General features: G+C 46.2%; 23 protein-coding genes. 18 read left to right on the top strand and 5 right to left on the bottom strand.

What is annotated here, in order from left to right:
• Position 1: 1 nt before the first annotated feature.
• The 3 genes from ACKI5J_RS17375 to ACKI5J_RS17365 all read right to left on the bottom strand — a co-directional run bounded on the left by ACKI5J_RS17375 (position 2) and on the right by ACKI5J_RS17365 (position 1,306).
• Positions 2-535, bottom strand: a complete 534-nt coding sequence (locus tag ACKI5J_RS17375; protein WP_407430756.1) for a pyridoxamine 5'-phosphate oxidase family protein — start codon at positions 533-535, stop codon at positions 2-4.
• Positions 536-613: 78 nt separating this feature from the next.
• Entirely contained in the window at positions 614-913 is a 300-nt protein-coding gene (locus ACKI5J_RS17370) for a SelT/SelW/SelH family protein (RefSeq protein WP_407430755.1), read from the bottom strand.
• A gap of 6 nt (positions 914-919) precedes the next feature.
• Positions 920-1,306: a hypothetical protein gene (locus ACKI5J_RS17365; protein ID WP_407430754.1), complete on the bottom strand. Its 387-nt coding sequence runs from the start codon at positions 1,304-1,306 to the stop codon at positions 920-922.
• 226 nt (positions 1,307-1,532) lie between these two features.
• Between ACKI5J_RS17365 and ACKI5J_RS17360 the strand changes: the two genes are divergently transcribed.
• The 10 genes from ACKI5J_RS17360 (at position 1,533) to ACKI5J_RS17315 (ending at position 9,568) form a co-directional block, all read left to right on the top strand.
• Entirely contained in the window at positions 1,533-1,979 is a 447-nt protein-coding gene (locus ACKI5J_RS17360) for a protein-disulfide reductase DsbD domain-containing protein (protein WP_407430753.1), read from the top strand.
• 16 nt (positions 1,980-1,995) lie between these two features.
• Positions 1,996-3,690 (top strand): protein-disulfide reductase DsbD family protein, encoded by a 1,695-nt coding sequence (locus tag ACKI5J_RS17355; RefSeq protein WP_407430866.1) that lies wholly within the window; start codon positions 1,996-1,998, stop codon positions 3,688-3,690.
• A 70-nt stretch (positions 3,691-3,760) separates the two neighbouring features.
• Positions 3,761-3,940, top strand: coding sequence for a histone H1 (locus tag ACKI5J_RS17350; RefSeq protein WP_106292673.1), 180 nt, complete (start codon positions 3,761-3,763; stop codon positions 3,938-3,940).
• Between the two features lie 153 nt (positions 3,941-4,093).
• Entirely contained in the window at positions 4,094-4,900 is an 807-nt protein-coding gene (locus tag ACKI5J_RS17345; RefSeq protein WP_407430752.1) for a DUF2249 domain-containing protein, read from the top strand.
• Positions 4,897-6,180, top strand: a complete 1,284-nt coding sequence (locus ACKI5J_RS17340; RefSeq protein WP_407430751.1) for a hypothetical protein — start codon at positions 4,897-4,899, stop codon at positions 6,178-6,180. Before ACKI5J_RS17345 ends, ACKI5J_RS17340 begins: the two co-directional genes overlap by 4 nt.
• A complete protein-coding gene (locus ACKI5J_RS17335) occupies positions 6,177-6,509 on the top strand; it encodes a metal-sulfur cluster assembly factor (RefSeq protein ID WP_407430750.1) in 333 nt (110 codons plus the stop codon). Before ACKI5J_RS17340 ends, ACKI5J_RS17335 begins: the two co-directional genes overlap by 4 nt.
• 96 nt (positions 6,510-6,605) lie before the next feature.
• Positions 6,606-7,559, top strand: coding sequence for an iron-sulfur cluster repair di-iron protein (gene ric / locus ACKI5J_RS17330; RefSeq protein ID WP_407430749.1), 954 nt, complete (start codon positions 6,606-6,608; stop codon positions 7,557-7,559).
• Complete coding sequence (locus tag ACKI5J_RS17325) at positions 7,537-7,695, top strand: hypothetical protein (RefSeq protein WP_407430748.1); 159 nt, start codon at positions 7,537-7,539, stop codon at positions 7,693-7,695. The genes ric and ACKI5J_RS17325 overlap by 23 nt, the downstream gene beginning before the upstream one ends.
• Before the next feature lie 102 nt (positions 7,696-7,797).
• Positions 7,798-8,049, top strand: a complete 252-nt coding sequence (locus tag ACKI5J_RS17320; RefSeq protein WP_407430747.1) for a YtxH domain-containing protein — start codon at positions 7,798-7,800, stop codon at positions 8,047-8,049.
• 133 nt (positions 8,050-8,182) lie between these two features.
• Positions 8,183-9,568, top strand: a complete 1,386-nt coding sequence (locus ACKI5J_RS17315) for an ATP-binding protein (RefSeq protein WP_407430746.1) — start codon at positions 8,183-8,185, stop codon at positions 9,566-9,568.
• An 11-nt stretch (positions 9,569-9,579) separates the two neighbouring features.
• Here the strand turns inward: ACKI5J_RS17315 and ACKI5J_RS17310 are convergent, their stop codons facing one another.
• Positions 9,580-10,869 (bottom strand): chloride channel protein, encoded by a 1,290-nt coding sequence (locus ACKI5J_RS17310; protein ID WP_407430745.1) that lies wholly within the window; start codon positions 10,867-10,869, stop codon positions 9,580-9,582.
• Positions 10,870-11,159: 290 nt separating this feature from the next.
• On the opposite strand from ACKI5J_RS17310, the gene ACKI5J_RS17305 reads away from it, so the two are divergent.
• From ACKI5J_RS17305 to ACKI5J_RS17285, 5 genes are all read left to right on the top strand, one after another.
• Positions 11,160-11,738, top strand: coding sequence for a YceI family protein (locus ACKI5J_RS17305; protein ID WP_407430744.1), 579 nt, complete (start codon positions 11,160-11,162; stop codon positions 11,736-11,738).
• A 6-nt stretch (positions 11,739-11,744) separates the two neighbouring features.
• Positions 11,745-12,314: an NADPH-dependent FMN reductase gene (locus ACKI5J_RS17300; protein WP_407430743.1), complete on the top strand. Its 570-nt coding sequence runs from the start codon at positions 11,745-11,747 to the stop codon at positions 12,312-12,314.
• A 223-nt stretch (positions 12,315-12,537) separates the two neighbouring features.
• Positions 12,538-12,822, top strand: coding sequence for a hypothetical protein (locus ACKI5J_RS17295; RefSeq protein WP_407430742.1), 285 nt, complete (start codon positions 12,538-12,540; stop codon positions 12,820-12,822).
• Positions 12,823-13,202: 380 nt separating this feature from the next.
• A complete protein-coding gene (locus ACKI5J_RS17290; RefSeq protein ID WP_407430741.1) occupies positions 13,203-14,198 on the top strand; it encodes a hypothetical protein in 996 nt (331 codons plus the stop codon).
• Between the two features lie 97 nt (positions 14,199-14,295).
• The gene (locus ACKI5J_RS17285; RefSeq protein ID WP_407430740.1) at positions 14,296-15,867 is read left to right on the top strand and encodes a calcineurin-like phosphoesterase C-terminal domain-containing protein; all 1,572 of its coding nucleotides are present in this window, start codon (positions 14,296-14,298) and stop codon (positions 15,865-15,867) included.
• Between the two features lie 62 nt (positions 15,868-15,929).
• Here ACKI5J_RS17285 and ACKI5J_RS17280 read toward each other — a convergent pair whose 3' ends face one another.
• Positions 15,930-16,799 carry a UbiA family prenyltransferase gene (locus ACKI5J_RS17280; protein WP_407430739.1) on the bottom strand — a complete coding sequence of 290 codons (870 nt, stop codon included), beginning with the start codon at positions 16,797-16,799 and terminating at the stop codon, positions 15,930-15,932.
• 40 nt (positions 16,800-16,839) lie between these two features.
• Here ACKI5J_RS17280 and ACKI5J_RS17275 point away from each other — a divergent pair, with 40 nt between their 5' ends.
• The 3 genes from ACKI5J_RS17275 to ACKI5J_RS17265 are packed head-to-tail and all read left to right on the top strand — an operon-like array spanning position 16,840 to position 19,755.
• On the top strand, positions 16,840-17,943 hold the full coding sequence (locus ACKI5J_RS17275; RefSeq protein ID WP_407430738.1) for a type III polyketide synthase: 1,104 nt from the start codon (positions 16,840-16,842) through the stop codon (positions 17,941-17,943).
• A gap of 31 nt (positions 17,944-17,974) precedes the next feature.
• Positions 17,975-18,631 (top strand): methyltransferase domain-containing protein, encoded by a 657-nt coding sequence (locus ACKI5J_RS17270; protein ID WP_407430737.1) that lies wholly within the window; start codon positions 17,975-17,977, stop codon positions 18,629-18,631.
• Positions 18,628-19,755 (top strand): NAD(P)/FAD-dependent oxidoreductase, encoded by a 1,128-nt coding sequence (locus ACKI5J_RS17265; protein ID WP_407430736.1) that lies wholly within the window; start codon positions 18,628-18,630, stop codon positions 19,753-19,755. Before ACKI5J_RS17270 ends, ACKI5J_RS17265 begins: the two co-directional genes overlap by 4 nt.
• The last annotated feature ends 1 nt before the right edge of the window (position 19,756 follow it).

Genomic DNA, 19,756 nt, shown 5'->3' with positions numbered 1-19,756 from the left:
CCTAAAAGTCAACTTCCTTATGTTCGCCTTCTTCGTTTGCCTTTCCCGTAATGGTGTTTTTCACCAGCGATACGATCTGCGCCAGGAGAAGGTCGGGTGTATCCCAGTACTCGGCCTTTTCCGGTTGTATGCGTAAAAGACATAGTTCAGGATCTTTCTTGCCATAAGGGAACCACGTTTTATAACGGTCATTCCACAATTCATCAATCTTTAGAGGATCCTGGGTGACGCTGGCCGTCCCCTTCACCGTAACATAAAGGTCGTTGGCCGGGTCACTGTAATTGAGTATAACTTTCGGGTTCAGCCCGATCTCTGTAGTCTTTCGTGAGCTTTTTCTTGCAAACATCCAGATCAGGCCATCGTCCTCGATTTTAAAGGTGTACATAGGACGGCTGTCGATGCTGCCGTCTGGTTCTGTAGTTGACAGCATTGCAATTTTGATATCTGCAATCCTGGACGACAGCTCTCGGGCTTTTTGGATATATTCAATCTCGTCAAGCTGTTCTTTAACGGTGTTTCCTGTAAGTTGTGTCATAGGTGCTTGTTTTTATTATGATATAAACAACAAGACTTTCCAAGGGATTTTGTTTAAAGAAATTTATATTGTCCGAACCTAACGGTCAGAGTGTCCGAGGCTTTTACCCGGGTTTACCCGGTCGCGAACCAGTTGCTTAAGCTCTTTAATTTCCGGAAAACGTCCTTCATCCTTTCGGTTGAAAATAACTTCCTCTCCAAGGCTTATGGAAAAGGTCCCGCTCGTTGCAGAGGGCTTTAGTAAGACTCCCCCCAGATCGGTCGAGAAAGTGGTCAGCAACTCTTGCGCCATATAAGCCGACCTTAACAACCAACCACACTTCGGACAGTATTCAATAGTCGCCGTTTGCTTTGTTTCCGTAAGGGTATCTTCTTTCATAAGATGTTAGTTTAAAGTTATATGCAGCTTTTTTCCTGTTAATTCAAGATAGGTGTTCTGCAGCTGGTGCAGATATTCTACCTGGTGATCTTCAGCTTGTCCAAATACTCCCGCATGACCCGAAAAACGAAACGCGAGCTGATCATGAGGACAAAGCCATTTGCCGCTTTCTTTCGGGTCCAGCCGGAAGGAGGCTTTAACCAACCATTCATCCGACAGTCTGACCGGATTAATCTCACTGAACCTGATTCTGAACTGATAGCCCTTCCGCGGGCTCAGCATATCGCAAATCATACTCTCCCGCTGCACTTCTCTGATAGCCAAAATGCCTTGCTGATTCGCTCTGGGATAAACAACGATTATATTACCTTCTCTTAACTGACGGATATCCATATACGCTCAAATGTCTATAGTAGGTTGAATAAATACTCGCTATCACCCTGACAAGGGTTTATTCATAACGATGTTACATGCACGAATATAGAAAATAACTAGTTTCGTCATCAACAACTGTCCATTTTGTTAGGCAAGCGTAATAAAAGCGCCATTATTTCTTTATTACTTTAATAGCAAAGTTAAAAGCAGGATATTTGACCTGTCAAAAATCCGAATAGAAACTATGAAAAAATATATTCTCGTTTTCCTCACCGTACTTATCGCAGGAGTTACCCAGGCACAGGTATTAGAACCAGTAAAATGGTCTTACGCGTCAAAACGTATCAGCAGTACCGAAGCGGTTGTATTAATCAAAGCTACGCTCGACAAAGGCTGGCATATTTACTCGCAAAATGTTGCAGACGGTGGTCCCGTTGCTACCTCCTTCTCCTTTTCGCCTTCAAAAACATATTCGCTCGTCGGTAAAACTATCGAGCCAAAGCCTGTAACAAAATATGAGAAGGCTTTCAAGATGAACGTTACTTACTTTGATAACTCAGTAGTGTTCCAGCAGAGGATAAAGATTAAAGCCGGACAGCCTGTTGTAAAGGGGACGCTGGAGTTTATGGCCTGCAATGATGAAAAATGCCTTCCGCCAGATGAAGTCAGTTTCAGTATTCCGGTAAAATAGTTTTCCCCTTCCCATGATGAGATTAAAAAAATTAAGTGTTCTTTTTTTATTTCTTTTAGCCCTTTTCGCCACCCGTGTCCAGGCACAGGACAGCGCTGAAGCTATCGACTTTAGCGATATCGAATTTACCGATATAGAGCCAGCCACTGCGGTGGATAGCCCAGGTGTGCCAGCAACTGAGCAAGTTTCCGACTCTGCCGACAGGGGCTTAGCAAACGCGGCGCCGGTAGTCGACGGTGCATCCGTTACCCGCCAGGATCATAACCGTTCGCTATGGGCCATCTTTATCGCCGGATTTCTGGGCGGAATTGCAGCCTTAATTATGCCCTGCATCTTCCCCATGCTGCCGCTAACGGTGAGTTACTTCACCAAAAGTGCGTCCAGTAAGTCGGGAGCTGTAAGTAAAGCACTGGTCTACGGACTCTCTATCATCGTCATATACGTGATACTTGGACTTATCGTGACCGTAATCTTTGGCGCAGATGCGCTCAATAGCTTATCGACCAACGGAGTGTTTAACTTTGTGTTCTTCTTGATGCTGGTTGCCTTTGCAGCCTCATTTTTAGGCGCTTTTGAACTGACCCTCCCTTCATCATGGGTGAATAAAGCGGATGCCAAATCAGACAATAAGGGTTTTGTTGGAATATTCTTTATGGCCGCTACGCTCGCCCTGGTATCCTTCTCATGCACCGGTCCCATCATCGGTTACCTGCTGGTAGAAGCAGCCACCATGGGAGCGCTGTTGGGGCCCGCAGTAGGAATGTTCGGCTTCTCTTTAGCACTTGCTATCCCTTTCGCTCTGTTCGCGATGTTCCCTTCGCTCATGCAATCGCTGCCTAAATCAGGCGGCTGGCTTAACAGTGTCAAGGTCGTTCTTGGCTTCCTGGAGCTCGCACTCGCACTCAAGTTTCTTTCGAATGTTGACCTGGCTTATCATTGGGGATGGCTGGACAGGGAAGTATTCCTGAGCCTGTGGATAGTGATATTTGGTCTGATGGGTCTGTATCTCCTCGGAAAGCTTACCTTCTCCCACGATTCTCCTCTCAAGTTCCTTTCGGTGCCACGGCTGTTTTTGGCGATCATTGTGTTGTCTTTCACCGTCTACATGGTGCCCGGACTCTGGGGTGCACCGCTGAGCTCTATTTCAGCATTTCTGCCACCGCAACATACGCAAGACTTCGATCTGTATACCTCTTCTCTCAGAGCCCAGCATCATGCGGGCGCTCCATCGGAAAGCGGGCAGCCCGAAAAATATACCGATCTGTTCGAGGCTCCTCTGGGTCTTACCGCATTCTTCGATTATCAGGAAGGCCTTGCTTACGCAAAGAAGGTCAATAAGCCGGTACTGATTGATTTCACCGGCCATGCGTGCGTCAACTGCCGTAAGATGGAGAGCTCCGTCTGGCCCGATAAGCGGGTACTTGAAACCATCGGTAATCAATACGTGCTCATCCAGCTATATGTTGATGATAAGACAGCCTTGCCTGAAAGCGAGCAGTTTATGTCCTCAAGAGGGAAGAAGATCAAAACGATTGGTAACAAATGGAGCGACTTCCAAACGAGCCGTTTCAACGCCAATTCGCAACCCTTTTATGTATTGCTTAGCCCCGATGAGCAGGTTCTCGTAAATCCTATTGGGGCAGATTATAACATAGAAAGCTATGTCGGCTACTTAAAAAGCGGTCTGAAGGCATTCAGGGGCATAAAATAAGTTCAATAAAAATGGATTTCCAGTTGTTTTTTCCTTGAAAAATATATATTTGCTGCAAAAGAATATTATTATGGAAAAATTCACCAAATTGAAAGAGCTTGTTGCTTCCATGGAAGTTGACGCTGACAAATTTTACACCAAAGGTAGTGGTGCTGCAGGAACCCGTGTTCGCAAGGCATTGCAAGAAATCAAAACCTTGGCTCAGGAGATTCGCAACGAAGTAACTGAAATCAAGAATAAAGAAGCATAGTTTAATTCTATTCATACTTTAAAGGCTGTCCCTCGGGGCAGCCTTTTATATTTCCGGCAATTTTAGCCTAAATATGATCCTCGTCACACCGGGTCTGTATAAAAGATAAAAGTATCTTTTATTTGCTAATTTTGGGATACATAACCAACAGATATGGTAATTACCCGAAAAACGCTCATCACTGAACTTTTACAAGCAAAAAACGATGCCGTAATCGAGCAGTTGATAGAGCTAAATCCCAACTTCTCCAGGCTTAAAAATCCGCTTCTTCGGCACACCCTCGCCAAAATGGTGAATATTGAATCCGCCTGCAAAATGGCTGGTTGTGAAATATCCGCCTTTCTGAACGCTATGGAGCAGTTAGGTTTTGCTGTGCAGGATCAGGCTGAAAAAGCGGATCAGCCCCTGCCGCAAGGCCCGCCGCTCTCCAGGTCGTTTCACTTAGAACTCGACGTACGGCCGATATTAGCCCAAAAACAGGACCCTGTCAAACTTGTCCTACAAAGCCTTGAAAGCCTCCACGAGGGTCAAACGCTTAAATTAACCGCGCCATTTGAACCTGTTCCACTCATACACATGTTCCATGCTAAAGGCTACGTCTGCCAAGTGGAGCAAGAGGGTGGAAGTGTTCATACCTATTTCAGGAAGGATCTCCATGCCGCCCCACCTCAAAAGATGTCGGCTAATACCCGGGAAAGGCCAGTCAAAGCAGATTTTGAAAGCCTGTCATCACAATATGCAGGCCACTTGCGCACGATAGATGTCCGCGATCTCGAGATGCCCCAGCCCATGATCCTGATCCTGGAGAACCTCCAGCAGATGCAGGATCACGAAGCCTTATTTGTTTACCATAAGAAGCTGCCCGTATACCTGCTTCCCCATCTTCAGGAGAGAGGATATGAACACAGTACACAATCTACGGAAGATGGAAGGATGAACCTCATTATTTACAAGCCGTGAATCCGCTGCCTAAAAACACCCCGGGCACGTACCGTTTAATAATCGCGCATTACCTCATTTCAGGAATATGCCTGGCCATGCTTGCGGTGCTTCTATTCGTCTTGAGCGGAAATTTTCCCGCCCATTATTTCGCGCCCGGTACCCTTGCGATAACGCACCTTGCCGCTCTGGGCTGGGGTACGATGGTCATCTTCGGGGCATGTTATCAGCTACTTCCGGTGCTGCTCGAATGCGATTTGTACAGCAACAAGTTGCCCTGGATCGTATTCGCTTTATTCTTGCCAGGTCTTTTTTGTCTCGTTTATTCTTTCTGGGTATTCGATCCGGGCATTCACATGCAGGCCGGGGGAGTTCTGCTTACCCTGTCCATCCTTCTTTTCTGTGTAATCATTTTTAAAACAGCAGCCAGGAGTGCGATCGCTTCTGCACCTAAAGATTTTATTTTAACATCCTGCATTTGGCTTGCTGCTACCGCGATTCTGGGCACTTTAATGGTATTCAACTTTCAATATGCATTCTTGCCTGAAGACCACCTTCACTTTCTTCGTCTGCATGCGCATATGGGCATAGCGGGCTGGTTCCTGATGCTGATCATCGGTGTAAGTGCCAAGCTGATACCGATGTTCCTCGTATCGAGAAATCAGCCTTCCAACCTGCTCTCCTGGTGCTTTGGCCTGATAAATATCTCGCTTCTTCTTTTTATGGCCGACGGATATACCCATGGACTCCATTTGAATACGCATTTGATCGTTTTAATGATGCTGTGTGGCCTGGCCTTCTATTTCCTTTATGTGATGAAGTGTTTCCGGTCCAGGCTCAAAAAAAAGCTCGACATACCTATCCTGAAGACCGTCCTGTCAATCGTGTTTCTTTCAGTTTCCGTTTTGATGCTTCCGGTCATTATCCATCTTGCCGTTAAGCAAAGCGCCTGGTCAGTCAAATTATCCACGCTCTATGGAATGCTGATCTTCATGGGCTGGATCACTGCTCTTATTATGGGCCAAACTTTCAAGACCTTACCGTTCATTATCTGGGTAAAGAAATACGAACACCTCAGCGGTAAAGCCAGAATCCCCATGCCGGCAGACCTCTACAATGCCTGGCTGCTGAAGCTTCAGTACTTTGCCTACCTGATCTTTTGTATTTCTTTCTTCGCGGGGTTTCTGCTTTCGAATAATCTCCTGATGACCGCCGGTGCCGTCAGTATAGTCATCGCCGCATTTTCATATCTCGGAAATGTAATCCTTTTGATCACTCATAAACCGACTGCCAAACTATGAAAGAATTTAGCATCACCAACAAATCCGCATTTAGAGCGCTTCAAATTACCGAATCACTCAGAACGGTACTTGACCCCGAGTTGCAGATAAATGTCGTCGATATGGGCCTCATCTATCATATAGATGCCCGGCCGGAAAGCGGCATAATCAGCGTACAGATGACGTTGTCATCATCACACTGCCCCATGGGCAAGGCGATTTTGAAATCCGTGCAGAACCGTATAGAAGCAGATTTCCCGGGCGCACAGGTCGATGTGCAGTTGGTTTGGGAACCGCAATGGACGTATGAGAACATCACTCCGGAAGGGCTTAAACAGTTGGGAAGGTAGAAGTAACCGGGTGGCGCCAATAGTAGATTATGACCAAGGTCATTTAATCCCAGATGAATAAAAGATATATTTGTCTTCTATTAAACTATAAGCAAAATGAAAACGATCACCACACTTAATGTTACAGAAATCGAACCTCGTTTCAGACATCCTATCATTTTCGAACAGTTCGATTCGCTAGAAGCGGGAGAGGGATTTATCATTTCCATTGATCACGACCCGAAGCCTCTTTACTATCAACTAATTGCCGAACGCGGAAATATCTTCAAATGGGAGTATCTGGCAAGTGGTCCCGATAACTGGCAAGTCAAGATCGAGCGGACGGCTCCCGAAGAGCAGGAAGTTACGATCGGAGAGATTGTAGCTAAAGATTACCGCAAGGCTCAGGTTTTTAAAAAGTTTGGCATAGACTTTTGTTGCGGCGGAAAGAAAACAGTAAGCGAAGTGTGTAACAAGAAAGGGATCGATATTGCAGAAGTGAAGCAACAGCTGGCAGCGACGGACGGCGATCAGGGAAATCCTTCTCAGAACTATCAAAGCTGGGAACTTGACTTTTTATCCGACTTTATTGTTTCCACTCATCATAAATACGTCAAAGAGACCCTTCCGTTCCTGTCCGAGATTTCCGCGAAGGTGGCACGCGTTCACGGGGAGTCGCACCCCGAAGTCGTAGCTGCCGCCCATGCATTCGCAGGCGTGGCTGCCGATCTGAGCGCACACTTACTTAAGGAAGAAAAAGTTCTTTTTCCCTACATTAAGCAGCTCGTAACAGCGAAAAGAGAAGGCGCCGCCCTGCCTCAGGCACCATTTGGTGAGGTATCCCATCCGATCCAGATGATGGAAGCTGAGCATGAGCATGCAGGAGAAGATATGTCAGAGATCCGGACAGTAACGAATGGCTTCAGCATACCTCATGACGCATGTACCTCATACCGCATATTGTACAAGATGTTCCAGGAGTTTGAAAGCGACCTTCATCAGCACATTCATCTTGAAAATAATATCTTGTTCCCTAAAGCGATAGAACTTGAAAGAACGTGGAATGATTAAAGGCGGCACTTCCAGGCAAAACTTTTCCGCGACCAGCTACACGGCGAATTTGGTAAGAAATCTGTCTTTGAAATGGTGGATGCCTGCCAGAGAAGGAGTACTTCCTGAGATAGATATTGAAATAATTGATTCCTAGTAATTTAAAAAAAACTTCAGCTCAATCTTCCAAAAGCCCTCAACACTTCAGCATTCTTTTTGTTATACTTACAATTCGGAATGATAAATTAATGTATTGTCTATGAATAATCAATCAAAAATAGTAGCTGCATTGCTGGCAGGAGTTGCCGTGGGGGCTGTCGTAGGTCTTTTATTTTCTCCAGATAAAGGCGAAGAAAACCGGGATGGAATTGCTGGATGGTTTAAAGATATATATGATCTTTCTAAAGAAAAAACGAGTGACTTGGCCGAAAAGGGCATGAATGCCGTTAAGTCCACCAAGAACTCAGCCGAAAGTAATATAGATCATGCTGAAAGCGCTTTAGGCGTATAGGCTAACCCGAAATATAAGTTTTTGAAGCGAGATCCTGCTGTTCACAGTGGGATCTCGCTTTTTTTATATACATTAGAAGGAACAAGCCAATTCTGCGCTCCAGCGCTTTTTCTAACTATTCTCGGGTATTGATATGGACAATAAAGCCGTATGGAAATATGTTATCAGCTTGATCTTAATCCTGGGTGCAGCCTACCTGGAAGCTGTCATTCTTGGCGTTCAGAATGATACGACCTCCTTACTCTTGTTTACTGGTGTCATCATTCTGGTGCTCCGGTTTTTAGGTAGGGGGCCCGCAATCTTTGCCCTGGTCGTTTCCGTCATCGTTTCGTTCAGTTCGCTTCTGATACGAGACGGGCAACTTGACTGGTCTCTTTCGCCATTCCTGAAGCTGCTCTTGTTCATTCTGGAAAATGCTTTTATCATCTACATCATCGATTCTTATATTAAACAAACGAATGAAGGACTACTGAAAGAAAAGCGCTTCAAGACGCTTATTGAAGAAAGCTCAGAGGCTTTTATGCTCATCAAGCTGACTGGGTCGATCCATTATCATAATCAGGCTGTTCAACGGATTACCGGCTATCGGGAGGAGGAACTGGAGCGAATATCGGTCTGGGAGCTGATACAAGATGACGACCTCACCACCGTTAAAGAGCACTATTTCAAAGTGGCGTCGCATGCCGGTTCGGCAGTTACCATACAGCACCGCTTGAAAAAGGCAGACGGCAGTTTTATCTGGGTCGAAAATGCCATTGCCAACCATCTCCATAACAAATCCATCCAGGCTATTGTCATGAATTTCAAGGATGTAACCAGCCGTATCAACCACGAGCAGGAGATGGGCGATTTCCTCGGCATCGCCTCTCATGAACTAAAGACCCCGCTAACCAGCCTCAAAGCTTACACACAGGTTCTTGAAATGCGACTTAAGGCCGAAAATAATCCAAACACCATTCAGCTGGTTAGTAAGATGGACAAACAGATCAACCGGATTATCGGTATGATCTTCGACCTGCTCGATGTAACCAAGCTGCAGTCGGGCATCATGTATCTGAAAAAAGAGACTTTTCAGCTCAATGATCTCGTGTCTGAAGTTGCCGAAAGCCTGGGTAGTGTACATCAAACCCATGAGATCGAATTAGTGCTTGACCAGAACATCCCGGTTCGTGGCGACCGCACGCGTATTAGTCAGGTGCTCGTCAACCTGGTGACCAATGGGATTAAGTATTCGCCTGGTAGCAACAAGCTCGTCGTACGTACAGCTATCGTAGACGACATGGTGACCATTTACGTAAAGGACTTTGGTATAGGGATATCTACGTTTGAGATCAAGAATCTGTTCAGTCGCTTTTATCGTGTAAACAGCGTGCGGGAATCTTACCAGGGACTGGGTCTCGGACTTTATATCTCCAACCAGATTATCGAACAACACCATGGAAAAATGGGAGTTGAGAGCGAAGAAGAAAAGGGCTCCATTTTTTGGTTCCGCCTGCCGCTAAGCATGACCGAGGATTAGCCATTGGTCAGTTATTCCCCTTTAAACCAGATATATCTGGAAGATTTTCGTGCCAGATATTTTCTCCTGCCAGCTTCAGACCCCTTAGAATCCTTTTCGTCTTTCATGTATATACCAGAATCACCACTGCTCAGGTAGGCGATGAAGCATGCTATAGCAAAATAGAATATATAATCAGGTCCAAAGAGCTCAGCACCCATGATGGTGCATGCCACAGGGGTGTTTGTCGCTCCTGAAAAAACAGCCAGAAAGCCGAGGGCGGCGAAAAGTCCCGCCGGAGCGTCCAATAAGCCCGAGAGGGTGTTACCTAAAGTCGAGCCGATAAAAAATAAAGGGGTAACCTCGCCTCCTTTAAATCCCGTTCCAAGGGTTATGCCTGTATAGATCGTTTTCCACAGCCAGCTCCAGGTATCTGCACCCCCGGTTGCGAAGCTGGAAGGTATAGTTACTGCACCGGGATATTGCGCTTCAACGCCAAGACCCAGATAATCGGGTTTTCCGTTCAATATGGATAGCAATATGATGGCTGCGCCGCCTGCTACAGGAATCATCCATTGTCGCGGAACCATTTTCAGGCTAACCTGCTTAACGGTCTTTGAGAATAGTATAAAACCATAGCTGGTAAATCCAAACGCTACCGACGCTATCATCACCTTCGCCATAAGATAAAGCTCATCCATACCTTCGAAGGCCGGAAGCTGCCCCATCTGATAGTGCGTATGAGAGATTCCTAGCATAGATACTGTCCGGTCGGCCGTCAGGCTGGCGAGTAAAGCGGGTAAAAGGAGATTTATCTTGAGCCGCTTGAATGTCAGCACTTCTACAGCAAAGATGGCTCCGGTAAGTGGAGTGCCAAACACCGCGCCAAAACCGGCTGCTATCCCGGCCGTCAACAGGATATGCTTCTCATTATCAGGTAATTTAAACAGCTTGCAAAATGCAGCAGACACGCTTCCGCCGACTTGTACGGCTGTACCCTCTCGTCCTGCAGAACCTCCGAAAAGATGTGTAATGACCGTGGTCAGTATGATGATGGGTGCCATTTGTGATGGAACACCGGCTCCCGGCTTATGTATTTCATCGATGATGAGTATATTTCCCTTTTCTGAAGACCGGCCTATTGATTTGTAAATGAGATGTATTCCCAGACCGGCCAGGGGGAGGAGATAAAGCAGCCATTCGTAGCGAAAGCGTATGGCCGTTGCAGACGATAACAACAGGAGAAAAATACCCACCATGCAGCCTATGGCAACAGCTGTCAGGCATATCATCAGGATCCATCTCAGTAGTCTTCTAATCATGTCGGATGTTGTTGCCTGTCTCAATTGTCTGCATTTTGTCTTTAAAAGAATATACCAATAGCGAAGTAAAACATTATTGACCAATTTTTCCTTATACGCTGTGTATATGTTTAAACATGTATTAGCTATAACGACAAGTCTTCTGCAGGTCATGTTTTGATTTGCGCTTCACTCGGGAGGTAGAAGATTATAGCTTTACACAAGTTATGAAGAAAAAAGCAGGTCGAGCTGCCCTCAGTAATTTTAAATATGTGTCATTTAATATCTTTCAAATAATAAAAACAAAAGCAATGAAAAAAATGATCCTGCTGCTATTTATGATAGCAGCCTCTGCGACAAGTTTCGCTCAAATCAGCTGGAAATCTGATCCTATGCACTCCCGCCTCGGGTTTAAGGTGACCCATCTGGGCATTTCTGATATAAGTGGTGCTTTCAACAAGTTTAATGCTACCGTATCTTATTCAAAACCCGACATGTCAGATGCAGTGATCACACTGGAGGCAGACGTAAATTCCATCAACACAGCGGTAGAGATGAGAGACAACCACCTGAAAAGCGCTGATTTTTTTGATGCGGCCCAATACCCGAAGCTAACATTTAAAAGCACCTCGATAAAATCTGCAGGGAAGGATAAATTTAAAGTTACCGGCGACTTAAGCCTTCATGGTGTAACCAAACCGGTCACGATGGATATGCTGTTCAGAGGTATCGGCAAAAACCCGGCAGCTAATAATGCAGAAGTTGCGGGAATTCAGGTAACCGGAACCATTAAGCGTTCAGACTTCGCGATAGGCTCCAAGTTCCCGGCGCCGATGATCAGTGATGAGGTATGGATACAGGCCGACGGTGAGTTCGGACAAGCTAAATAGGTAAGGATGTACAAATTGAAAATCATAAATTCAACGGTAAGACCTGGCAGAAAAGGTCCGGTTGTAGCAAGTTGGATCGCAGAGCTGGCAAAAAATAGCGGAAACTTCGATGTGGAAGTTCTCGACCTCGGAGAAATAAACCTCCCCGTAATGAATGAGCCCAGGCACCCGGTGATGAAACAGTACGAACATGAACATACCAAACAGTGGTCAGCAAAAATCGAGGAGGCCGATGCTTTCATTTTTGTGACTGCCGAGTATGATCATGGTTATCCCGCGGCGTTGCGCAATGCTATAGAATACCTCGTTCACGAGTGGGCTTATAAGGCTGCCGGTTTGGTCAGTTACGGCGGTATTTCCGGAGGAACGCGGGCAACAAATGACCTCAAGCGCGATCTGATTACTATGAAGGTTGTGCCCTTGTCAGAGCAAGTTAATATCCCGATGTTCACTCAGTTCATTGACGATGAAAGCAGATTTAAGGCAAATGATATATCGATGAAAGCGGCAGACGATATGCTTAAATCCATTGTTCGATGGACGAAAGGTTTGATAGTCATTAAAGAAGACCAATAATCGCTGCTTGTTTTCTATAAGTAAATAAAAAAACCGGGTAAGTTAATTCTTGTCCGGTTTTTTTATTTTGTTACATCTTGCTAGATAGATTATGATGTATTTGCGATTTTTTCTCATAATTTCACGAAATATGTAAAATACACAGAACCTTTTTACGGGTTCCCGGGTATAAAGGAGAAGGGCAACCAGAATATTATCAGTCAAACTTTTATTACTCTTGATTTTGAAAAATATCAGTTTTCTTCAGCGGTTGATTAACTTTATCCGGCCTTCTTTCGTGGAAAAGAAGAAACGGAAAGCTATTATTCAGCGCCTTGAAGAGATAAATATAGAACTGATTGACGTATCTCATACCTGCAAAATGTATGGCGATCTTGATATGAACTTTGAGCAGGCGTTGAAATACAAAGATTATGTTGCCCTTAATTATGAATATGTAAAGCTTGAAAGAGAGCTTTATAGCCTTCCAGAGCCTGAGAAAGTTAAAGTTTCCGTTTCTCAGAACTAAGCAATCCAAGTCATCTTCCTGAATATTACCTGCTGAGTTTCGTACTTACTCACCCTTTGATGCTATCATCGTAAAGACAAGTAAGGATTACCGCCATTTTATTTCCATAATAACTCCATCACGAGTCCATGTTTACTGATCAAAACATGGACTCGTGATGGTATGTTCTTTGTTTGGTGCTGTTTTCATAGGCCGGGAGTTTTAAACATTATATCGGGTAAATCCAAACTATTTCCGCATTTCGCCTTTGTTAACCGGTGTTTGGCAGGTCTTTGTTATCCAAGTCAACTATTTGAAAATAAGTTGGTTGAAAGCTTGTTTCGTTCCCTCTAAGCGATTAGTTTTACTCTTCAAACGATCAATAACTAAACCCGATCAGAATGGCAATTATCGATAGTAAAGGATATATCAGAGGGGTAGTAGGGCCCTCTGTATTCCGCCGGGCCTGGGGCAAGAATATTATCCAGAGCAAACCCAGGAAGTTTAAGCAGACCGCGGCGAGCATCGAAAGCTCGTCGGAATTCGGATTGATCAGCTCGACGGCAGCCTGCCTCCGCCATGCTTTTGCTCCTGTTATCCGTTATTACGACGGAAGGGCCGTTGGTCGCGCCACCTCGGCGGTGTCTGCCAGCATCCGGGGCAGCTCCGGAACGCTAAGGTGCCGGCGGGACCTGCATGACGGCGATCTGAGCCATCTGGTTGGGTTGGAGTTTAACCGGAACAGCCCTCTGCAGGACGTGCTGAGGCTGCGTGCGGAAGTCGCCCGGGACGAATCGGGGCGTGTGCAGGTTCAGCTTCCTGCGCTGGACATGAAGCGCGACCTGCGGCTTCCGGAGAGACTGAGAACCAAGGGCTATAGGATGCAGCTACGCTTTTTGCTGATCGGTTTCAACTTCCGCGAGAATTACTACGAATATATCGGCCACCGTGAGCTGGAATACCGGCGGGGAAAGCAGTCGGCACCGCAAACGGTAGCCCTGGATGGCGAGGTGCCGGCGGGCTGTATGCTGCTGCTGAGCATGTCCGTCTCCCTGTACGGCTCAAACGGCTTTGACGGGGAAGATATGCTGCTGAACAACCTGCAGTTCAGTCCCTGCGCCCTGATCGGTGCCTGGCAGTCGGAGGAGGTTATCCCCCTGACCGATCCGAACCCCCTGCCGGAGGAGCGGATCGGCCGCTTCTTGATGGCTTATTCGGGCAACGAGATCCTGGCGACACTGGCTGCCAGGATGAAGCGGAAAGCAAAAAAATCCCCCGCCCCGTTATCGCAAAGCCGCGAAGATCCGGGACGACGGCATCGACCGGAAAGCTCCCGCGAAGATAACCTCTCGGTACTGAAGGGGAAACGTATGAATATGCTGCCTGTGCGGAAGTGATTTAAGCTTAAGTATTTCTTAATGTTATCGAAACATTAGGAGGCTAATTTCGCTGGCAGAAGCGCGACACTTATTATGCGCTTATACAAATTTATATATGAGAAGAATTTATTTAGTTACTGCAGGGATCTTACTGTCAGCAGGTCTGCAGGCACAGAACACAGTGAAAGGTTACGTTTATGCCGACGTCAATTCAAATCGTAAACAAGAAAAAAATGAAAAAGGCATAGCTGCTGTAGCCGTTACAAACGGCAGGGAAGTGGTACTGACGGATAAAAAGGGCTACTATGAACTGCCGGTCAGTAATGACCAGATCATATCTGTTATTAAACCCTCCGGATATAAGGTGCCGGTCAACGAAGATAATCTGCCCCAGTTCTTTTATAATCACAAACCTGCCGGCTCGCCTGCATTAAAATATAAGGGGGTGGCCCCTACAGGAGCCCTGCCCAGGTCGGTAGATTTTCCGCTTACTCCGGCAAATGAAGATCCCAGCTTTACCGCGCTTGTTTTCGGCGATCCACAGCCTTATACCCTTCAGGAGGTCGATTATTTTGATAAAGGCATTGTTTCTGAGGTAGCAAATATCAAAAATGTAGCATTTGGCCTGAGTATGGGTGACTTGGTCGGAAATGATCCGGATCTTTTCAGCCCCTATACAAAAGCGGTTAAGAAAATAGGTATTCCCTGGTACAACCTGATGGGAAATCACGATATTAATTTTGACGTAACAGAAGACGAATTATCTGATGAATCTTATGAAGCGCATTTCGGTCCGGCAAACTATGCGTTCAATTACGGCAATGTGCATTTCATTGTGTTGGATGATATTTTATATCCAGATCCGAGAGATGGAAAATCGTATTGGGGCGGACTCAGAAAAGATCAGCTTGAGTTTGTTGCCAATGACCTGAAGCACGTTGATAAGAATAAACTCGTTGTTCTGGCATTCCACATTCCTATAGGAGAGGCCGGAAACGACGAAGGGTTCAGGGAGCAGGATAGAATAGCGTTGTTTGACTTACTGGCAGATTTTCCGCATACGCTGTCGCTGTCTGCACATACCCATAACCAGAAGCAGCTGTTCTTTACCAGTAAGGATGGATGGAAGCAGGAAAAAGCGCATCATCATTATAATGTTGGTACAACTTCCGGTAACTGGTACTCCGGAGAGCTTAATGAGCTGGGCGTTCCGGTATCCACGATGAGCGACGGTACGCCAAAGGGTTATGCGTTTATCAACTTCGCTGGCAACCAGTATGATGTCGATTATAAAGTTGCCGGGAGAACGAAGGATTATCAGATTGAAATTTCTGCACCGAAAGTTATAGAGCACGATAAAAAAACTTCAGCCGCCATTTATGCTAATTTCTTTATGGGATCAGGGCAAGACGAAGTGCTTGTTCGTGTAGACAATGGTAAGTGGAAGAAGATGACTCATGTAGAGGAGCATGACCCCGTCTTCCTGGATATACTGCACAAGTTTGATCATACCGAAACCGTCCTGTCTGGAAAGCGTCCGAGTGCTCCTGCACAGTCGAAGCACCTTTGGAAGGCGCCAATACCTTTCAATCTGCCTGCGGGTGACCATACCATCGAGGTGAAAGCCACCGACATGTTTGGCAAAACCTATACGCAGACAGGCAGCTATAAAATCGTTAAAAAATAAACCCTGAGATAAATGAAGTGGCTGGTTGTGCAACGTCCGTTGCGCACCAGCCTTTTTTGCGTTTAGTGCAAAAGTAAAAGCCAGCTGAAATAGACCAGCATGAACAGGCCGCTGATCAGCGTCATAGCGGTTGCTCTGCCGAACGAGGCCTTCGCAGGATTTTTAGTGCAAGTGTAAAACCAATAGAGAAAATAAACTATCGCCGGTGTCAGGCAGATCAGATAGATGCTGAAATACTCCGGCAATTGGCAGCTGAACCAGTAGTAGTACAGTAGGGCACTCCCCAGCAAGAAGAGAATACCCGAGAATACAAACGAACCACGAATACCCAGCATCATGCTCAACGTACGGTCGCCCCGTCTGGCATCTTCGTCATACTGATAAATCTGGGTCAACGGGTACGATGCCCCGACCAGGCACGAACAAACGAGCCCCGCTATCCACACAGTAGCTGTTGTTGGGGTATCCTCCGGTGCCAGGGCCCGGTAGCAGCTGTAGTAAATGAAAAGCCCCTGAAATAAAAAAACGATAAGGAAGCTCAGTAAAGGATATTTTTTGATTCTAACCGAAGGGTGGCTATAGGCCTTTGAGAAGGAATTATAGATGATGACGCAAACGGCAAATTCTATGCTCACCAGCAAGGAAAGCAGCACAGCGGTCCACTCCAGTACGATGGAGGTGTAGAAAAGATGGCTGCTGACTTTTGGCGGGTACTTTAAGAAGCCGATACTGCCTTCGTCCTTATCAAAGAAGCTGTTGAACCCGTTACTGGCCGGGTAGACGAATAAATGCAGAACGATAAAAACTACCAGGGCATGGAAAGTGTTAGGATTAGGAGCCTCGCCCAGGGCAAACAGATACACAGGAAGTAGCAGCAATGAGAAGGGAAGGCGCAGATGCGTTAAGGTTGACCGGATAGGTAATTCTGCCATGAGTCTGACTGTGTAGATAAATTTAAAAAAACAATTGCAGATGAACAGCATCATTTCGGCCATAGGCACCAGTAATCCGGTAAACAAATTTCGTCAGGAACGGATACTCCGGTTCATGATCGATGCACATGAGTTGGATGACCATAATTCGCGGCGCCTGGAAAAGTTATACCAGGTCTCGGGAATCGATTACAGGCATTCGGTGATTGATGATTTTGGGAAAGAAAGAGGGGATTACGCGTTCTTCGGCAATGAGGATGGGTTAATGCCGTTTCCGACGACCTCTAAAAGGAGCGACCTTTACGAAAATACAGCGCTTAATCTCTGTCTCCGGGCTATCGACAAATGTCTGGGTTCGATATCCTTTAACCCTCAGGAAATCACCCATCTGATAACCGTCAGCTGTACGGGTATGTACGCTCCCGGGCTGGATATTGAGATCGTAGAAAACCTGCATCTTAACCCTCATGTAGAACGCACCTGTATCAACTTTATGGGCTGCTATGGCGCTTTTAATGCGCTGAAGGTGGCGGATTATATCTGCAGGGCCGAACCGGACGCCAAAGTGCTGATTGTAGATGTTGAGCTTTGTACGCTCCATTTTCAGAAGGAAAACACGCTGGATAACTGGCTGGCAAATTCCCTTTTTGCCGACGGAGCATCTGCTGTTCTGGTGCAGCATGAAGATGCAACAGACGTAAAGCTGTTCAGGATAAAGTCATTTTATACGGAGGTAATCACCAAGGCGAGAAATGAAATGGCCTGGAAGATTGGCGACTTTGGTTATGAAATGCAGCTCACCAACCAGGTTGCCAAGCAAATCAAGTCGGGTATCAGGGACGTCGCGGACAAGCTGCTGAAGAAAGCGAACGTGGCGTTTGACGATATCGGCCAATTTGCCATCCATCCTGGCGGGAGAAGAATACTCGAGGTATGTGATGAAGTGTTTGGTTTAAGTACTGATCAGAATGCCCACGCCTACAAGGTGTTGCGTGATTTTGGTAATATGTCTTCCGCAACAGTTCTCTTTGTATTGGACGAGTTGGGCCGAAAGCTAAAGACGGAAAAGCGGGACCAGCAGATTCTGAGCTTCGCTTTTGGTCCTGGTTTAACCTTTGAAAGCATGGTATTGAGCTATGCCTGATTTTAGTAAGCGAAGCAGGGAGGTCGAAATTATGGATAATTTTGCCCTCGACCATGAGGAGCTCGACCCGGTGCTGAAGGAGCTGGAGGTTATTAACAAGCTTCTGGGTGGCTTTAGCGTGTTTTATGATGCCTTCAGGCGGGTGGAATTGGAGAATGGTGACTCCGTATGCGACTGGGGTTGTGGTGGCGGCGATAGCTTAAGGGTTTTGGAAAGGTATTTTAAAGGCAGGGGCTTGGATATCCGGCTGATTGGTATTGATGCTACACCAGCGGCAATAGCGTTCGCCAGGGAGCGAAACAGGGTCTTTAAAAATATGTATTTCAGCTGTGCCGATGTGCTGAAGAATGAATTCCGCCAGGGTGAGTTCGATGTCGTAGTGAGTAGTTTGTTCACCCATCATTTTGACGACGATCAGTGGATTCTTCTTATCAGAAAGATGGTTTATGCTGCCAAGAAAGCAGTGATTATCAATGATTTGCACAGGCATTGGTTTGCCTATCATGCGATAGGGGTATTGACTGCGCTGTTCTCCCGGTCGCCTATGGTTAAGCATGATAGTAAGATATCCGTATTGCGCAGCTTCAAGCGGAATGAGCTGGAGAATCTGATCCTGCGGGCAGGTTTTACGCATTTTACCATCAAATGGATGTGGGCGTTCAGATGGCAGGTAATCATTTTCAAATGAAAAAGAAACCGTCTATATGTATCGTTGGAGGCGGTTTGGCAGGGCTGACCAATGCTATATTGTTAAGCCGGGCAGGTTTTTCGGTCACGTTGGTTGAACGTAAAGCTTATCCGTTTCATAAGGTGTGCGGCGAGTATGTAAGCAATGAGGTTCTTCCGTTTTTCAGGAAGTTGGGTGTTGAACCGGAAGAGTTGGGTGCTTCTAGTATCAGTAAGCTTATGCTGAGCTCTGTGAGCGGACGGACGCTGAGTTGCCCACTTAACCTGGGCGGTTTTGGGCTGAGCCGGTTTAAGCTTGACTATTCTTTGTATAAGAAAGCTTTAGAAGAAGGAGTTCATTTTATTGAAAGTGCGAAGGTTAACGATGTTTGGTATGGTGGGAAAGTGTTTGAGATAAACATTGGCGGAAGCGAGCTGGAAGCAGACATTGTCATTGGTTCTTTCGGGAAGCGGTCAAATCTAGACCAGCGGCTGATGCGCGGGTTTTTCTACAAACGAAGTCCGTATATGGGGGTGAAATATTTTGTCAGGGGCGACTTTTTACCTGATACTATCCATTTAGACAATTTTGATGGCGGGTATTGTGGCTTCAACAAGATCGAGGAAGATCTTTTTTGTCTGTGCTATCTGACCGAAAACCGGCATCTTCGAACCTACGGTTCAATACCGGCGATGGAACAGGAAGTTCTGATGAAGAACCCGGCATTGAAGAGGTTGTTTGAAAAAGCGGAGTTTGTATGGGAAAGGCCGGAAAGTATTAACGAAGTGGCCTTTGAAAGGAAGTCGCTCGTGGATCGGCACATCCTGATGTGTGGTGATACGGCGGGGATGATTGCCCCTCTTTGTGGCAATGGTATGGCCATGGCCATCCGTTCTGCGAAGATCTTATCCGGACATATTATTAATTTGTGTAAGGAAGGGATTGACGAGACGATCAGGGTACAGCTGGAACAGGAGTACACCCGGAGCTGGCATCGCGAATTCGCTTTTCGGTTGAAGGTGGGCAGGGGTATACAGCGCTTGTTTGGAAAACCGATGCTTTCTGAACTCGTGCTGAGCACCATGAGGTCTGTCCCCTCCGCTGTTCCTGCTTTAGTGTCCATGACACATGGTAAGCCGTTTTGAT

Origin of the sequence: Arcticibacter sp. (genome assembly GCF_045629565.1) — a bacterium.
Classification (GTDB): domain Bacteria; phylum Bacteroidota; class Bacteroidia; order Sphingobacteriales; family Sphingobacteriaceae; genus Arcticibacter.
The sequence above is the reverse complement of the archived record's forward strand: the minus strand, read 5'-3'. Positions and strand labels throughout refer to the sequence as shown.

Bases quoted from the DNA above. Each gene is read 5' to 3' on its own strand.
- ACKI5J_RS17375 (WP_407430756.1), bottom strand. From the start codon at position 535: ATGACACAACTTACAGGAAACACCGTTAAAGAACAGCTTGACGAGATT.
- ACKI5J_RS17370 (WP_407430755.1), bottom strand. From the start codon at position 913: ATGAAAGAAGATACCCTTACGGAAACAAAGCAAACGGCGACTATTGAA.
- ACKI5J_RS17365 (WP_407430754.1), bottom strand. From the start codon at position 1,306: ATGGATATCCGTCAGTTAAGAGAAGGTAATATAATCGTTGTTTATCCC.
- ACKI5J_RS17360 (WP_407430753.1), top strand. From the start codon at position 1,533: ATGAAAAAATATATTCTCGTTTTCCTCACCGTACTTATCGCAGGAGTT.
- ACKI5J_RS17355 (WP_407430866.1), top strand. From the start codon at position 1,996: ATGAGATTAAAAAAATTAAGTGTTCTTTTTTTATTTCTTTTAGCCCTT.
- ACKI5J_RS17350 (WP_106292673.1), top strand. From the start codon at position 3,761: ATGGAAAAATTCACCAAATTGAAAGAGCTTGTTGCTTCCATGGAAGTT.
- ACKI5J_RS17345 (WP_407430752.1), top strand. From the start codon at position 4,094: ATGGTAATTACCCGAAAAACGCTCATCACTGAACTTTTACAAGCAAAA.
- ACKI5J_RS17335 (WP_407430750.1), top strand. From the start codon at position 6,177: ATGAAAGAATTTAGCATCACCAACAAATCCGCATTTAGAGCGCTTCAA.
- ric (WP_407430749.1), top strand. From the start codon at position 6,606: ATGAAAACGATCACCACACTTAATGTTACAGAAATCGAACCTCGTTTC.
- ACKI5J_RS17320 (WP_407430747.1), top strand. From the start codon at position 7,798: ATGAATAATCAATCAAAAATAGTAGCTGCATTGCTGGCAGGAGTTGCC.
- ACKI5J_RS17315 (WP_407430746.1), top strand. From the start codon at position 8,183: ATGGACAATAAAGCCGTATGGAAATATGTTATCAGCTTGATCTTAATC.
- ACKI5J_RS17310 (WP_407430745.1), bottom strand. From the start codon at position 10,869: ATGATTAGAAGACTACTGAGATGGATCCTGATGATATGCCTGACAGCT.
- ACKI5J_RS17305 (WP_407430744.1), top strand. From the start codon at position 11,160: ATGAAAAAAATGATCCTGCTGCTATTTATGATAGCAGCCTCTGCGACA.
- ACKI5J_RS17300 (WP_407430743.1), top strand. From the start codon at position 11,745: ATGTACAAATTGAAAATCATAAATTCAACGGTAAGACCTGGCAGAAAA.
- ACKI5J_RS17290 (WP_407430741.1), top strand. From the start codon at position 13,203: ATGGCAATTATCGATAGTAAAGGATATATCAGAGGGGTAGTAGGGCCC.
- ACKI5J_RS17285 (WP_407430740.1), top strand. From the start codon at position 14,296: ATGAGAAGAATTTATTTAGTTACTGCAGGGATCTTACTGTCAGCAGGT.
- ACKI5J_RS17280 (WP_407430739.1), bottom strand. From the start codon at position 16,799: ATGGCAGAATTACCTATCCGGTCAACCTTAACGCATCTGCGCCTTCCC.
- ACKI5J_RS17275 (WP_407430738.1), top strand. From the start codon at position 16,840: ATGAACAGCATCATTTCGGCCATAGGCACCAGTAATCCGGTAAACAAA.
- ACKI5J_RS17270 (WP_407430737.1), top strand. From the start codon at position 17,975: ATGGATAATTTTGCCCTCGACCATGAGGAGCTCGACCCGGTGCTGAAG.
- ACKI5J_RS17265 (WP_407430736.1), top strand. From the start codon at position 18,628: ATGAAAAAGAAACCGTCTATATGTATCGTTGGAGGCGGTTTGGCAGGG.